Origin of the sequence: Desulfocucumis palustris (assembly GCF_002933875.1) — a bacterium.
Taxonomy (GTDB): domain Bacteria; phylum Bacillota; class Desulfotomaculia; order Desulfotomaculales; family Desulfocucumaceae; genus Desulfocucumis; species Desulfocucumis palustris.
In genome coordinates this window covers 43029-56279 of sequence record NZ_BFAV01000104.1, presented here as the reverse complement: position 1 = coordinate 56279, position 13251 = coordinate 43029, and the positions used below count along the sequence as shown (strand labels likewise).

At 49.1% G+C, this 13251-nt stretch carries 20 protein-coding genes and 1 tRNA gene; 5 read left to right on the top strand and 16 right to left on the bottom strand.

Translation table 11 applies throughout. The features are described from left to right. Positions 1-2: 2 nt before the first annotated feature. Together DCCM_RS08255 and DCCM_RS08250 are read right to left on the bottom strand one after the other, a co-directional pair. On the bottom strand, positions 3-254 hold the full coding sequence (locus DCCM_RS08255) for a DUF4160 domain-containing protein (RefSeq protein ID WP_104371940.1): 252 nt from the start codon (positions 252-254) through the stop codon (positions 3-5). Positions 255-407: 153 nt separating this feature from the next. Beyond that, entirely contained in the window at positions 408-659 is a 252-nt protein-coding gene (locus DCCM_RS08250; RefSeq protein WP_104371939.1) for a helix-turn-helix domain-containing protein, read from the bottom strand. Between the two features lie 136 nt (positions 660-795). Between DCCM_RS08250 and DCCM_RS08245 the strand changes: the two genes are divergently transcribed. The 3 genes from DCCM_RS08245 to DCCM_RS08235 are packed head-to-tail and all read left to right on the top strand — an operon-like array spanning position 796 to position 1623. After that, positions 796-996, top strand: a complete 201-nt coding sequence (locus tag DCCM_RS08245; RefSeq protein ID WP_104371938.1) for a hypothetical protein — start codon at positions 796-798, stop codon at positions 994-996. Positions 997-1010: 14 nt separating this feature from the next. Then, positions 1011-1289 (top strand): toxin HicA, encoded by a 279-nt coding sequence (locus DCCM_RS08240; RefSeq protein WP_104371990.1) that lies wholly within the window; start codon positions 1011-1013, stop codon positions 1287-1289. Then, entirely contained in the window at positions 1282-1623 is a 342-nt protein-coding gene (locus tag DCCM_RS08235) for a type II toxin-antitoxin system HicB family antitoxin (protein WP_104371937.1), read from the top strand. Before DCCM_RS08240 ends, DCCM_RS08235 begins: the two co-directional genes overlap by 8 nt. 142 nt (positions 1624-1765) lie before the next feature. Here DCCM_RS08235 and DCCM_RS08230 read toward each other — a convergent pair. From DCCM_RS08230 to DCCM_RS08195, 8 genes are all read right to left on the bottom strand, one after another. Then, positions 1766-1851 (bottom strand) — tRNA-Leu (locus tag DCCM_RS08230). A gap of 92 nt (positions 1852-1943) precedes the next feature. Next, positions 1944-2678, bottom strand: a complete 735-nt coding sequence (locus tag DCCM_RS08225) for a ferredoxin-like domain-containing protein (protein ID WP_104371936.1) — start codon at positions 2676-2678, stop codon at positions 1944-1946. A gap of 132 nt (positions 2679-2810) precedes the next feature. Further along, positions 2811-3149: a YlbF/YmcA family competence regulator gene (locus tag DCCM_RS08220; protein ID WP_128739117.1), complete on the bottom strand. Its 339-nt coding sequence runs from the start codon at positions 3147-3149 to the stop codon at positions 2811-2813. A 138-nt stretch (positions 3150-3287) separates the two neighbouring features. After that, positions 3288-3812 (bottom strand): GNAT family N-acetyltransferase, encoded by a 525-nt coding sequence (locus DCCM_RS08215; protein ID WP_104371934.1) that lies wholly within the window; start codon positions 3810-3812, stop codon positions 3288-3290. A gap of 102 nt (positions 3813-3914) precedes the next feature. Beyond that, positions 3915-4637, bottom strand: a complete 723-nt coding sequence (locus DCCM_RS08210; protein ID WP_104371933.1) for an amino acid ABC transporter ATP-binding protein — start codon at positions 4635-4637, stop codon at positions 3915-3917. Then, positions 4630-5358, bottom strand: a complete 729-nt coding sequence (locus DCCM_RS08205; RefSeq protein ID WP_165792068.1) for an amino acid ABC transporter permease — start codon at positions 5356-5358, stop codon at positions 4630-4632. Before DCCM_RS08205 ends, DCCM_RS08210 begins: the two co-directional genes overlap by 8 nt. Before the next feature lie 68 nt (positions 5359-5426). Continuing rightward, positions 5427-6254, bottom strand: coding sequence for a basic amino acid ABC transporter substrate-binding protein (locus DCCM_RS08200; RefSeq protein WP_104371932.1), 828 nt, complete (start codon positions 6252-6254; stop codon positions 5427-5429). 240 nt (positions 6255-6494) lie between these two features. Next, positions 6495-6734, bottom strand: coding sequence for a transporter substrate-binding domain-containing protein (locus DCCM_RS08195; protein ID WP_104371931.1), 240 nt, complete (start codon positions 6732-6734; stop codon positions 6495-6497). 67 nt (positions 6735-6801) lie between these two features. Here DCCM_RS08195 and DCCM_RS08190 point away from each other — a divergent pair, with 67 nt between their 5' ends. Further along, on the top strand, positions 6802-7764 hold the full coding sequence (locus tag DCCM_RS08190; protein WP_307718806.1) for a DMT family transporter: 963 nt from the start codon (positions 6802-6804) through the stop codon (positions 7762-7764). 8 nt (positions 7765-7772) lie between these two features. On the opposite strand, the gene DCCM_RS08185 is transcribed toward DCCM_RS08190, so the two are convergent. The 6 genes from DCCM_RS08185 to DCCM_RS08160 all read right to left on the bottom strand — a co-directional run bounded on the left by DCCM_RS08185 (position 7773) and on the right by DCCM_RS08160 (position 12436). Further along, positions 7773-8054: a DUF503 domain-containing protein gene (locus DCCM_RS08185; RefSeq protein ID WP_104371930.1), complete on the bottom strand. Its 282-nt coding sequence runs from the start codon at positions 8052-8054 to the stop codon at positions 7773-7775. Positions 8055-8293: 239 nt separating this feature from the next. Then, positions 8294-8653, bottom strand: coding sequence for a YraN family protein (locus DCCM_RS08180; protein WP_104371929.1), 360 nt, complete (start codon positions 8651-8653; stop codon positions 8294-8296). A gap of 21 nt (positions 8654-8674) precedes the next feature. Then, a complete protein-coding gene (locus DCCM_RS08175) occupies positions 8675-9118 on the bottom strand; it encodes a C-GCAxxG-C-C family (seleno)protein (RefSeq protein WP_231702706.1) in 444 nt (147 codons plus the stop codon). A gap of 79 nt (positions 9119-9197) precedes the next feature. Further along, a complete protein-coding gene (locus tag DCCM_RS08170; protein WP_104371927.1) occupies positions 9198-10394 on the bottom strand; it encodes a vWA domain-containing protein in 1197 nt (398 codons plus the stop codon). Positions 10395-10412: 18 nt separating this feature from the next. Beyond that, positions 10413-11285 carry an AAA family ATPase gene (locus DCCM_RS08165; RefSeq protein WP_112787736.1) on the bottom strand — a complete coding sequence of 291 codons (873 nt, stop codon included), beginning with the start codon at positions 11283-11285 and terminating at the stop codon, positions 10413-10415. A gap of 20 nt (positions 11286-11305) precedes the next feature. Beyond that, positions 11306-12436, bottom strand: coding sequence for an RCC1 domain-containing protein (locus DCCM_RS08160; protein ID WP_207655560.1), 1131 nt, complete (start codon positions 12434-12436; stop codon positions 11306-11308). Between the two features lie 333 nt (positions 12437-12769). Here DCCM_RS08160 and DCCM_RS08155 point away from each other — a divergent pair, with 333 nt between their 5' ends. Further along, complete coding sequence (locus DCCM_RS08155; protein WP_104371925.1) at positions 12770-13249, top strand: hypothetical protein; 480 nt, start codon at positions 12770-12772, stop codon at positions 13247-13249. The last annotated feature ends 2 nt before the right edge of the window (positions 13250-13251 follow it).

Below are 13251 nucleotides of genomic sequence, written 5' to 3'. Positions count from 1 at the left end.
ACCTAACGGTCAACCTTTACTAACTTTTCCCCTTTTTTCGCCCTGTCCCAGTTCCATTCCAATTCCTTCTTGCGGAACCTTGCCCAAGCTGCCACCTTCGCTGATAGTTCTCCCGGTAAATCCCCTGCTATAACTCTTCCCGAAAAATCGACGAGGGCTGAAATGTTATTGCCACGGACATGAAAGTGAGGCGGGTTATGATCGTGGAAATACATATAAATCTTTAGCCCGAGAAATTCACAGATCAGTGGCAAGCGAAACAACTCCTAATAATATTATACCCAAAGAATTAGTATCGTTCTACAGGTCAAACGCACTTCTGACCACGGTTTCTTCTCAACGGAAAAATCATCATTGCGTTTTGCCATAATAACTTCCTCCTAACACCAGTAAGACGTCCAATTACTTTAATCTCTAAACTCAAGTAATTTTGACGCAGGTATTCGTAGCGCATTCGAAATATTGAATAGAACCTCTAAAGATAAAGTGGTTATCATGTTTGGCGCTTCGATTTCGCCAAGATAGGAGCGGCTCATGCCCGCTTTTTCGGCGAGTTGGTCTTGTGTCATACCTTCCCGCTTGCGATAATAAGCAATATTCAATCCAAGAGCGATATATTTATCTCTATTTCCAAGGGCTACTTTTGTGCTTCTTGCCATACGCAATCACCTCAATAAAAGTGTATCGCGCAGAGCAACCGATATACATAAGCTATGAAGCGGCATTTGACATCTATTAACCAACAATATATAACTATAGACAAACATTTGAATGGTATTATGTTGAGGGGAGTAGATGAACAGGGTGCCAGATTATAAAGAAATGTATGAGATTCTTTTCAGTGAAACGACAAAAGTAATTTCAGCACTTCAAAAAGCGCAGCAACGAACCGAAGAAATGTACATTGCAGATGATACCGCAGACAACTTGATTGTCATAAGTCCAGACAATGATAATGACAAGATTGATGAAAACAAACATCCCCCACAAGAATAAAAACCTTGTTGGGGATGCTCCATATTCACTCAATAAAAAGCACAATTCCAGGTAAGCTCGAAAAACTTTTAGAAAAAATTAAGAATAACCCCCGGCATGTTAGATTCGAGGAACTAGACAAAATATTAATCCGGGCAGGTTTCGAAAAAAAGCAACCGCGTAAAGGTTCAAGCCATTACGTTTATAGAAAAGGGGATAAAATTATTTCTATTCCTTATAACGAGCCTCACATTAAAGCTCATTACGTTAAAGAAGCCATATCGGCCCTTGAAGGAGCGATGGAAGATGAGTAAAAAAAACCTTCAGTATTACCTCGCGTTACCTTACCGGATAACCATTACCCCCGCGGAAGAAGGAGGTTACGTTGTAGCAATTCCAGACCTCCCCGGCTGTATTAGCCAAGCCGAGACCGTTGAGGACGCTATTAAAATGATTGAGGACGCGAAAACCTGCTGGCTTGAAGTCGCCCTGGAGGATGGCATTGCAATCTCTGAACCTTCGAACGAAGAATACTCAGGCAAATTTAATGTGAGGGTTCCTAAATCACTTCACCGCCGACTCGTCGAGAAGGCAAAGGAAGAAAATATAAGCCTCAACCAATACGTTAATTACCAGCTATCTCGTTGAGTCGGGTATAAAAAGGCCGAGCGTTAAACTCGGCCTTTTTATGGCCAGGATAGTTTTTCAACAGTAATCATTCAAAACAACCGTAAAATTAAAATGTGACTAAAACAAATGGCCTCCGATTTGCCGGAGGCCTTGATTTTACTGGTGCGGGCGAGAGGACTTGAACCTCCACGGGAGTTACCCCACTGGATCCTAAGTCCAGCGCGTCTGCCATTCCGCCACGCCCGCATTAAAATTATTGTAAATGCTGCAAAAATTATAGTAGCATATATGGCATATCACGTCAAGGTGCCAAAAGCCGGTTTGTTTATACTGTCCTTTTAATGTACCGCCGCCTGCTGCAATACGTTTTCCCTGAAAGCATCAAATCCCACCCGGTCGATGAATTTACCCAGCCTTTCGTTGGTTCGGGCCTGGGATTTGTAATAATCAATGCACCTGTCCAGTATCCCCATCACCTGGTCGCTGGTGGCTTCCTCCACCAATTTCTGGCCGAAACGGGGCGTAACTCCGCCGTTCCCACCCACGTACACGGTAAATCCCTTGCTGGTGCCCATCACCCCGAAATCAATAACGGCGGCATCCATGCATTTGTTTGGGCAGCCGCTGACGCTTATTTTAAATTTGGAGGGCAGGGTCATGCCATGATACTTTTTGTCGATGGACATACCCAGACCAACCGCGTCTTGCTGGCCCCGTTTGCAAAAGGTGGTGCCGGGACAGAATTTTACACTGCGCACGCACAGGCCTATGGCCGCTCCCGGTGCTATTCCCAGCTCCCTCCAGGCGCTGTCCACGTCTTCCTTTTTCAGCCCGACAATGGCCAGACGCTGGGATGAGGTTGCCTTCACCGCGGCGCATTTATACTTCTCCGCCACGTCGGCGATCTTTCTCAGCAGGTTGAAATCCATGATCACCCCGCCGGGAATGTGGGGAGCTATGGCATATGTCCCGTCCCTCTGCAATATGGCCCCCTTATCCAGCATATCCCTGTCGGTGCTATTGTGTCTGTAACGGCTGTCGGTCTGGCTGGTCATTTCCTGCGCTCTATCCATTTTATCCCCCCTGCGAATATATCTGTATCTAGTGTTATTATTTGCAGCGCTATTTATACAGGAAGGATACGCATTTTTTCTTTATTGCGGGAATGGCGGAGGCCCAAAGCAGGCCGCGGCCGGAGCAGGGCTTCAGGATTTGCCGGTATTCTCCATGTTCTCCCTGATTTTCTGGTTAACGTTGTTGAAAAGGCTGTTGAACTGTCCTCTGGCCCGATAGTATATCTTAACATTTTTATTGGCCATCATATTCTGCTCTGCCTCTTTAAGCTTTTCCAAATGCTCCGGGGTTATTTCATGTCCGGTCATGTGCATTCTTTCATAGGACTGCTGCAGCATGGAAAAATGCTGTATTAAATTTTCAGCCTCCTGATCCTTTTTCAGCATGGCTTCAGCATCTTTCATCTCCCGGTATTCCTTGGACTTACCCAGCATCCTGCCCAGGTCGGCGGCTTTATCCAGAATAGACATCAAAACCACTCCGTTTTTTTGTATTCTGTAAACAATTGAAGATGTAAACAATCATTCCCATCCAAAAGTTAAAAAACTCCGTAAATTCTTCTCATAAATATTTCTGTGCAACAACCCGAATTCTTATAATTAGAATTACTATACGCAGGCCTTTAATATTCTTGAGCATTCCCCCGGGTCCACATCTATCCTGTTTGAGGAAGACAATATTTTTATTAAATCCACATCCCTGTTGAAGCCGCATTTTTTGAAAAATTTACTGCCGTAAAAGGTCACATGCTCCACATAAAGCACGGTGCCGTCAGCCAAAGCCTTTTCAACACAGGCGTAAAGGTGCTTGCCCAGCCCCTTCCCCCGGCAATCTTCCCTTAAAAGGGTAATGTCTATACGGACCAGGCGGTCTTTTCCGGGTTCCAGCACCATGATACCAAGGCTTTTGCCCGAAGGAGCGGACATGTGCAGCACCATGTTGCGCGGCATTTCCCGTAATCCCGTATAATTGGGATTTATCTCCCCGAAATCGGTTATTCCCCGCACAAAATCCCTGATTACTTTATATTCTATGGCGCCCACGCCGGGCATCCCCTTAATTAAAGAAAAGGCGAAATCCCTTCTGGCCTGGGGATAATACAAATTAAAGCCGCATGTATACTTTTCAATCAAAAAACCTTCACCCCCGAACGGTGTCACGAAAGTATACATGCAATTACAGGGCCAAAATGTCAGTCAACGCTTAAAAATTAACCCCCTTTATGGGGGGCTGTTTTACAAAATCTTGCTCAAAAAAGATTTCAGTCTGTCATTGTGGGGATCACCGAATATTTTCTCAGGAGTTCCCTCCTCCAATATACAGCCCTCATCCATAAATATCACCCGGTCTCCCACCTCCCTGGCAAAACCCATTTCATGGGTGACCACTATCATGGTCATTCCCTCCCGGGCCAGATCCTTCATCACCGCCAGCACCTCGCCCACCATCTCCGGGTCCAGGGCGGAGGTGGGTTCGTCGAAAAGCATCACTTTGGGCTTCATGGCCAGAGCCCGGGCAATGGCCACCCTTTGCTGCTGCCCGCCGGAAAGCTGGTCGGGATAAACATTGGCCTTGTCGGTAAGTCCCACTTTTTGCAGCAGTTTGTGGGCATCCCGCTCGGCTTCCTGCTTGGAAACATTTCTTACCTTCGCCGGAGCCAGGGTTATGTTTTCCAGGGCGGTTTTGTGGGGGAAAAGGTTAAACCGCTGAAAAACCATGCCCACCTCGGCCCTGATGTTATTGATATTGGTTTTGGGGTCGTTGATTTTAACATTTTCAATGTATATTTCTCCCTCGGTGGGCTCCTCCAGAAGATTAATACATCGTAAAAAGGTGCTTTTTCCGGAGCCGCTGGGGCCGATAACACAAACCACTTCCTGGGCTGAAACCCGGCAGTCGATTCCTTTTAAAACGTGTAGCTTGTTAAATCTTTTATGAAGATTCTTAACCTCAATCACCGGTTTTCAGCCTCCTTTCCAAATAGTCTACCAGGCGGGAAATGGCCAGGGTCATCACCAGGTAAATAAAGGCGATGGTCAACAGCACCGGAAAGGCTTTGTACGTGGCTCCCACGGTTAACTGGCCCGATCTGGTGAGTTCCACCAGGCCTATAACGGAAAGCAGGGAAGTATCCTTTAACATGGCTATAAATTCGTTGCCCAGGGGCGGAACCACCCTTTTAAAAGCCTGGGGCAGGATGATGTAGCGCATGGCCTGGGCATGGGTCAGTCCCAGGGAGCGGGCCGCCTCCATCTGTCCCCTGTCTATGGATTGCACACCGGCCCGAAAAATTTCCGCTATATAAGCCCCGCTGTTAAGGGTGGTGGCAAGCACCGCGATGACAAAAATAGGCAGCGCGTAGTTGTGTAGTATTTGGGGCATGCCAAGGTTTTTTACCAGGTAACTTTGCCCCACCTCCAGGAGATTGGGAATTCCAAAGGCGATGATCAAAATCTGCACCAATAACGGCGTGCCTCTGAAAAAATCAATATAACAAACTGCAAGAAAACTAATCAATCTGTTTTTGGATAACCTTAACAATGCCAGGAACAGTCCCAGTATACACCCGAAGGTCACCGCCAGGACCGTTATTTTGATAGTCATGGAAGCCCCAGTCAGGAAAAAAGGAAACGACTCTATGACTACATCCAATATATCACCCCAAATCCCACCGGACATTAAATATGCGTAACACTCTTTGTGTTACGCATATTCTCATGTCAGTACTATTTGATTATTCTATTGCCTTAACTGGTTGGTTCCCCGGGCAGGTAGGCGGGAGGATCCTGACCGAACCATTTCTTGTATATTTCGGCATACTTTCCGTTTTCTTTCAGGGTATTAAGCGCCGCGTTGACTTTTTCCAGCAGTTCGGTGTTCTTTTTGGGGAAAGCGATTCCGTAGTGTTCGCTTGTCCTCAAGTCGCCCACTATTTTAGCCGCATCGGGATTCTGTTTGATGTAATAGGCGGATACCGGGTAGTCGTTTACAACCGCCTCCACCGCGCCGGTTTTCAACGCTAAAAAGGCTTCGTTAATGGTATTGTAGTCGGTAACAACGGCATCGGGAACCTTACGGGCCTCGTCGGCGCCGGTGGTGGCTATCTGGACGCCCAGTTTTTTGCCCTTCAGGTCGTCAAATCCCTTGACGGCCTCATTGTCCATGCGTACGGCCACGCTCTGGCCGGAAAGGTAATAAGGAACTGAAAAATTAACGGACTCCTTGCGTTTGTCAGTGATGGTCATGGCTGAAATAGCCCCGTCAATGCTGCCGGTTTCCAGGGCAGGAATAAGACCGTCAAAATTCATACCCTTAATTTCAATGCTGATATTGGCAGTCTCATTAATGGCGTCAATCAGGTCCACATCAAAACCAACCAGTTTTCCGGTGGTGTTGTCCATGGATTCAAAAGGAGCATATGCCGTGTCGGAACCAAAAACATACTTTTGGTTTTCAGTGGAGTTTTCCTTGGGGGTTTCCTTGCCGGCTTCCTTCTGGCCGCCACAGCCCGCGGCAACCATTGCCAGAGCCAGTACGGCAAAAGCCACAAGAACCCATTTTACAGTTTTCTTCAAAACCCTACCTCCTTCTATGTATTTTTAGCACTAATATTTTTTCGCTTAAAAGTAGCAAAATCCTGCCTTAAAATTTAACAAACCATTAATTTTTAACACCAGTTAATTAATACTTACCTGTAAAAGGCAAATCCTAATGAAAATAAGCGCAACCTTTATGTGCCGCGCTTATTGTTTAAACCGCATCATTCAATTTATTTTCTACTTGGCAGGCGGTTCCCCGGGGATGTAGGCGGGAGGTTACTGGACAAACCATTTCTTGTATATTTCGGCATACTTGCCGTTTTCCTTGAGGGTCATAAGTGCTGCGTTCACTTTTTCCGGCAGTTCGGTATTCTTTTTAGGAAAGGCTATGCCGTAGTAATCGTTTGTTCTCAACTCCCCCACAATTTTAACAGAGCCCGGATTCTGCTTGATGTAGTAGGAGAATACCGGGTAGTCATCCACAACCGCGTCGGACATATTTATTAAATGGTACATTTTTATAGCATTCCTAAATACTTTAGCAAAAAGGTTAATCTTGACAGGGCAATGGCGCCGTGGGACAATGTTTCAAGTTGAAGAAGCGCTTAATATCCGGGAGAATAAAGGTGATATATTAATGGCAGGCAATAAATTGCGGCAGGTTAAGGCGGACCTCTCCCTGGTGGGGGTAACCGCCGTCTGGGGCTTTTCCTTTGTGGCTGTTCAGGATGCGCTGAGCGGCATAGGACCCTATTATTTCCTGGCAATCAGATTCTTGCTGGCCGCTATTTTTCTGGCAGCAATATATTACAGGAGGCTTTCCGGCATAAACAGGTCAAATCTGGCCGCAGGGGCTTACATCGGCGCTTTTCTCTTTGGAGGTTACGCCTTCCAGACAGTTGGCCTGCAGTATACCGGCGCCGCCAATTCCGGTTTTATTACCGGCCTGGCGGTGGTGCTGGTACCGCTTTTCGCAGCCATCGGACTAAAGCGCATACCGTCCGTATATACGACCCTGGGAGTCCTTTCCGCGGCAGCCGGCTTGGGACTTCTGGCCATAAACGATTCCTTCACCATTAATTACGGGGATACGCTTACATTTTTCTGCGCCGTATGCTATGCCCTGCACATTATTATGGTGGGACGCTACGCCAGTAAAATGGACCCGGTGCTGCTGGCCATTATCCAGATCGGCACCGTTTCCGCCATGAGTTTTATTTTCGGGATGTTCCTGGAAACCATGCCGGGAGAATTCACCAGACCGGTGTGGGTGGCCCTGCTGATTACGGCTATTCCCGCCACGGCCCTGGCTTTCCTGATTCAGAACAAGGTGCAAAGGTTCACCTCGACCACCCATACAGCCATAATATTTACCATGGAACCGATTTTTGCCGCCCTCTCAGCCTTCGTGCTGGCCGATGAATTACTATCCGTAAGGCAACTTTTGGGATGTTTTTTAATACTGGCGGGCATGCTTGCAGCGGAGCTTAAAGGCGGGGAAAAGGCCGAAGAAGAACCGGCAGCCCGTGAAGCTGCCGGAGCATGAAAGGGGTTTTAAAGCAATTCGGTTTGCATATCAAGTATCTCCACAGTACCCTGGCTTTCCACAAATTTAACCGCGGCGGACAGCATCTGATGCACGTGGGAGGCTTCGTTGGAAACGCAAGACACCCCGACGGTGGAGAACTGCCATAAATCCTGTTTATCCACTTCGGCCACGGAGATATTAAATTTGGCCTTCATTTTGTCGATGATGCTTTTCAGCACACGCCTCTTGTCCTTTAAAGATTCCGCCTCACCAATGAACAGTTCCAGAGTTAATAATCCGACAATCATTATTTCACCTCATTGAAATAACCAACTGAAAACTCCTGATACATAATAGATTAATTTTACCAATTATTATACTACATGGCATAAAAAAAGGGACAGTCTTTCACAGCATGCCCCCTTTCCCTCCAGGCAAACCTTTATATTGTGAGCTATCCCTACCTTGACTCTCGCTTCGCCGGTAAGGAAGGCCCGGAGTGGGGACTCTCTTACCGGCGGGAAAGTTAAAGAACGCCCTTTGCTATTCAAAAGGCGTTCTTTACATGCTCTACCTTTACAATCCCGCCGGGTCCCGCCGTCAGGGCAAGCACGTCGAAGCGTACAGGCCCGCTAAATAAACCGGTGGACTGGAGATAGTATTTGGCAACCTGGCGGACTTTCAACTGCTTTTTATAGACTATGCTCTCCAGGGCGCTGCCGTAGCCGTCACCCCTCCGGGTTCTAACCTCGATAAAAACCAAAACCGGCCCGTCCCTGGCCACTATGTCGATTTCCCCCAGCTTGCAGCGGAAATTCCTTTCAACAATAATGTAGCCAAGCTCTTTAAAATATCCAACCGCCCGGTCTTCACCCGCGCGACCAAGGGCAAGCCTTTTTACAGTCATTCCAAATCCTTTCGGAGTCCCCTATTGGGCTGCCAGATTCTTTTCCTGCAAAAACTCCATCAACAATTTACCGGTATTGCCGGTTATTTTGAGGCAGTTCTTCAGGTGTTCCGGCGTGTCAAAGGGATGCGGGTTAAGGCTCCTGCAGCAGGTATAGCCGTATTTCTGCTCAAAACGGTCATGGAATTCCCTGGCCAGGTCATAGGCCGGCTCCCTGTCCTCCTCCTGGGATGTGCGGCCCTTTAGAAGCCCTAGCACCAGGGCGGAACCCGCAAGGGCGCCGCACATACAGCCGGCATGGCCCAGTCCCCCGCCCAGCCCGGTAAACATCCGGACCATATCCGCGGGAACATCCGGTGTAAGCATTTCCCTAAAAGCAAGAAAAATTGCCTCAGCACAGTTGTACCCGGATTTAAAATGACCTCCAGCCCTATTCCGGGCTTCCACGGTAATATCATTTTCCAACTCTGTCATCCCCCCCGAATGTATTAAATTCAATATTCTGTCAACCTGCCGGAATTCCTTTAATTTTTTGAATATTTGTCTATTTATTTACCTTCAGCCTGTTAACAGCCCTTTCAAGACCTTCCACCGTCAGCTCAAACATGGGAAAAAGCCTGCGGATATAAGCTATTGTATCGTAAGTGGCCTCCACCGGAGGCCATTCAGCCGCAGTAAGAGGGTTTAGCCAGACACTGTGGTGAAAATGCCGGTTAAGCCTTTCCAGCCAGGCCAGGCCAGGCTCCTCGTTCTCCGCGCCCCAGTCCAGTGCCCCGCCCGCCATCAGTAATTCGCTGGGGGCCATGCTGGCGTCTCCCACCATTATCAACCGGTAATCCTGGCTAAGGTCTCTTAAAACGTCCCGGGTTTTCACCGAATTTCGCACGGAGCAGAACGGGTCCAGGAACAAATTATCATATACGCAGTTGTGGAAGTAAAAAAATTTAATATCCTTGAAGTGGTTGGCCCTGGACGCGGCGGTAAAGAGCTGGGAGCAGAGCCGGGAAAAAGGATTCATGGAGCCGCCGGAATCCATCATCAAAACCAGCTTCAAAGTATTTTTCCGGGGCTTCTCCCATACCAGTTCCAGCAGTCCCGCCCGTTTACAGGTGGCTTCCACGGTCTCGTCAATGTCCAGGTCCTCCCGGGGACCTTCGTCATTGGCACTGAGCTGCCTTAATTTTTTCAGGGCCACTTCAAACTGCCTGGTATTTATGGTCTCGTCAGCCCTGAAATCCCTGTAGCGCCTTTCGGCGGCCACTTTTACCGCGGAGCGGTTGCCTGACTCCCCTCCTATCCTGATTCCGGCAGGGTTATAACCGGAATGGCCGAAGCGGGAGGTACCACCGGTGCCTATCCACTGGGAGCCCCCGTGGTGCTCCTCCTTCTGTTTGGCCAGCCTCTCTTCCAGCGCCTTTTTAAGCTCCTCCAAATCCCAGTCTTTAAACACCCGCTGGGATGGGTCTATCTTCAGCCTGGGCAGGGATTTTTCCAGCCACCTGGCCACCTGATCCGCTAGTTTATCGGTGGTTTCAACCCCTTTAAAGTAGTTGGCGAAGGCCTGGTCGTAACGGTCATAATGGGTTTCGCTTTTTACCAGGACCGACCGGGCCAGGTAATATAATCCCGACAGGCTTGGTCCCGCAAGACCCTGGTTAAGGGCATCCATCAATGTCATCCATTCGGTGGGTGTAACCGGCACCCCCTGGTCTCTCAACACGTAAAAAAAACCCGAAAACATATCTATCCACTCCTTTAATCAGGAGTTGCCAAACTTTTTGATGCCCCATCCCTGCTGGCGCTGTTGACCGCCGGAGGAAAGCCGGCGCAGTAGCTGATCGAAATCCTGGTTCTTTTTCAACAGCACGCCTAAGAAAGGGATCTCCGCCGACAAACGCTCCGGCTCAATGCCGCCCACCACCAGAGCCTGTATCCAATCCAGCAGTTCACTGGTGCTGGGCTTCTTTTGAAGTCCGGGTATGGACCGCAGCCAGTAAAAAGCCTTGAGGGTTTCCGCCAGGAGATTTGCTTCCAGCTCCGGATAATGAACCTTGACGATCCGGGCCATCATTTCCTCATCGGGAAAAGCAATGTAATGGAAAATGCAGCGGCGCAAAAAAGCGTCCGGAAGTTCCTTTTCCGCGTTACTAGTAATAATTACCAGGGGACGGTGTTTGGCCGCAATAGTTTCACCCGTTTCGGGTATGTAAAAATTCATTATGTCCAGTTCCCAAAGAAGATCGTTTGGAAACTCCAGGTCAGCCTTATCTACCTCATCAATAAGCAATACCGTCTGGGTGTCGGAAACAAAAGACTCCCCAAGTTTTCCAAGCTTGATATACTGTTTAATATCCGAAACGTCCCTGTCCTTGAACTGGCTGTCATACAGCCGCTGAACGGTATCGTAGACATACAGGCCCTCCTTGGCCTTGGTGGTGGATTTTATATTCCAGATCAAAAAGGGCATTTCCAGCCCCTGGGCCACGCTTTTGGCCAGCATTGTTTTCCCGGTGCCGGGCTCTCCCTTTATCAGCAGCGGCCTGCCCAGGGCCATGGCAATGTTGACGGCGTTTTCCAGGTCCTCCGACGCCAGGTAGTCCGAGCTTCCCTTATAAACAACTTTATTTGCCACTTTTATACCTCCGGTATCTATTAATTACAGCAATTGCCGCCGGCCTGCGGATCGTTACCGGCAATACACTGAACCGGCACCTTGCTGTCCAGATTGGTGCCGTTGCCCAACTGGCCGTTGTTGTTGCTCCCCCAGGACCAAACCGTTCCATCCGCCCTGAGCGCCAGGGAATGCCACCCTCCCCCGGCTATGGCCGTTACCCCGGTCAATTTTTCCACCTGGACGGGAGTCAGGCTGTCTTCGAGACTTCCGTTTCCCAGCTGGCCCACGTCATTTTTCCCCCAGGCCCATACGGTGCCGTCATTCTTAAGAGCCAGGGTATGATTTCTTGCCTTGGCAATGGCGCTGACACCGGAAAGATCCGCCACCTGCACCGGATCAAGCCGGTCTTTGGTGCTGCCGTCCCCAAGCTGTCCGGCGTCGTTTCTTCCCCAGCCCCACACGGTGCCGTCCGCCTTTAATACTATGGTATGCTCACGGCCCCCGGATACCGCCACAACCCCAAACATGTTTTTCACCTGGACCGGATAAAAATGCTCATCAACTGTTCCGTCCCCCAACTGGCCGAATTCGTTGTTTCCCCAGGCCCACAAAGTGCCGTCCGCCCGCAGGGCTATGGTATGCCAGCCTCCCCCGGTAATGGCGGTAACCGCGGTAAGGCCCCTTACCTGAACCGGGGTAAGTTTTTCAGTCTCCGTGCCGTCCCCCAGCTGGTGAAATTCGCTGCTGCCCCAGGCCCAAACCGTGCCGTCGGCCCTTAGCGCCACAGCGTGCTCCCGCCCTCCAACCACGGAGGTTATGGCGTTCAGCCCGGCAACCCGTACCGGGGCCGGACGGTTTATGGTGGTTCCGTCACCCAGCTGGCCGTCGCCATTATGCCCCCAGGCCCAAACCGTGCCGTCAGACCGCAGGGCCAGGGTATGCCAGATTCTGCCGGCAATAGCAATGGCATCGGTCAATCCCTTAACTTTGACCGGTGCGCTCCTCTGCTCAAAGGTTCCGTCCCCCAACTGACCGTCGGCGTTATGGCCCCAAGTCCATACAGTGCCGTCCGCCCGGAGGGCAATGCTGTGCCAAACCCCGCAAGCTATCGACGTTACGCCCCTTAAAAAAAGCGACTGGGAACCGCTGCTTGTAGTGCCGGAATTCACAACCATACCCCCTTTAATTTTATAAAGCTTTGTCAAAATTTTATACATTTTTTCAATAACACTTATTTAAAATATAGCATAGCCGCCTATGGTAGTACATCCTTCTTTTCTTTAAATTACCTTTTATATTTTGCGCAAAAAAAAGGCTTCCCATTGTTAAATTTAATTTTGTCACCAGGAAAGGCTATCCAAATTAAAATAACTGGTAAACAGACCGGTTTTTATATATCATGAATAATAGATCCGGCGTTTTCCAAGAACCTCCGCCGGAAACCCGTGCCGTAAATTCCGGGGAACTTCCCCCCGAAAATGACAAGACATAGGGGTGATAAAGTGCCTGAACGATGGCTTTCCCTCAATGAAACCGCCAGGCTGGCAGGACTGCCGGAATTCACCGCCAGGCGCTACGCGAATCTTTTTGACGATTACCTTCCCAGCCAGATTTTCGGCAGGCAGAAAAAATACCTTCCCGAAGCCGTGCAGATACTGACCCGGATTGAGTCCCTTTACCAGGAAGGCTTCGACACCGGTGAAATATGTGACGCCCTGTCCAGGGAAATATACCTGGGAATAATAACCCAGGACGGAAAATTGCTCTCCACATCCGAAGCCATAGCGGTGATGGGCAAGGTTATCGCCGAGCATTCCAGGGTATTGCAAAAACTGGCCGCTATCATGGAAAAGATGGCCGGGGCAATCCATGAAATAGCCGCCAATCAGGAAGCGATAATGGAACGGGACAAGCAAAAAGCAGAAAAAAACAGCCCCGGACGGCTGGCCTCACTGCTGAAAAAAATCATAAAAAAACAATAAAG

What these genes read in the sequence shown, in the direction of transcription:
- DCCM_RS08250 (WP_104371939.1), bottom strand. Translation starts at nt 659, where the DNA reads ATGGCAAGAAGCACAAAAGTAGCCCTTGGAAATAGAGATAAATATATC.
- DCCM_RS08245 (WP_104371938.1), top strand. Translation starts at nt 796, where the DNA reads ATGAACAGGGTGCCAGATTATAAAGAAATGTATGAGATTCTTTTCAGT.
- DCCM_RS08240 (WP_104371990.1), top strand. Translation starts at nt 1,011, where the DNA reads ATGCTCCATATTCACTCAATAAAAAGCACAATTCCAGGTAAGCTCGAA.
- DCCM_RS08235 (WP_104371937.1), top strand. Translation starts at nt 1,282, where the DNA reads ATGAGTAAAAAAAACCTTCAGTATTACCTCGCGTTACCTTACCGGATA.
- DCCM_RS08225 (WP_104371936.1), bottom strand. Translation starts at nt 2,678, where the DNA reads ATGGATAGAGCGCAGGAAATGACCAGCCAGACCGACAGCCGTTACAGA.
- DCCM_RS08220 (WP_128739117.1), bottom strand. Translation starts at nt 3,149, where the DNA reads ATGTCTATTCTGGATAAAGCCGCCGACCTGGGCAGGATGCTGGGTAAG.
- DCCM_RS08205 (WP_165792068.1), bottom strand. Translation starts at nt 5,358, where the DNA reads ATGTCCGGTGGGATTTGGGGTGATATATTGGATGTAGTCATAGAGTCG.
- DCCM_RS08195 (WP_104371931.1), bottom strand. Translation starts at nt 6,734, where the DNA reads ATGTACCATTTAATAAATATGTCCGACGCGGTTGTGGATGACTACCCG.
- DCCM_RS08190 (WP_307718806.1), top strand. Translation starts at nt 6,802, where the DNA reads ATGTTTCAAGTTGAAGAAGCGCTTAATATCCGGGAGAATAAAGGTGAT.
- DCCM_RS08185 (WP_104371930.1), bottom strand. Translation starts at nt 8,054, where the DNA reads ATGATTGTCGGATTATTAACTCTGGAACTGTTCATTGGTGAGGCGGAA.
- DCCM_RS08180 (WP_104371929.1), bottom strand. Translation starts at nt 8,653, where the DNA reads ATGACTGTAAAAAGGCTTGCCCTTGGTCGCGCGGGTGAAGACCGGGCG.
- DCCM_RS08170 (WP_104371927.1), bottom strand. Translation starts at nt 10,394, where the DNA reads ATGTTTTCGGGTTTTTTTTACGTGTTGAGAGACCAGGGGGTGCCGGTT.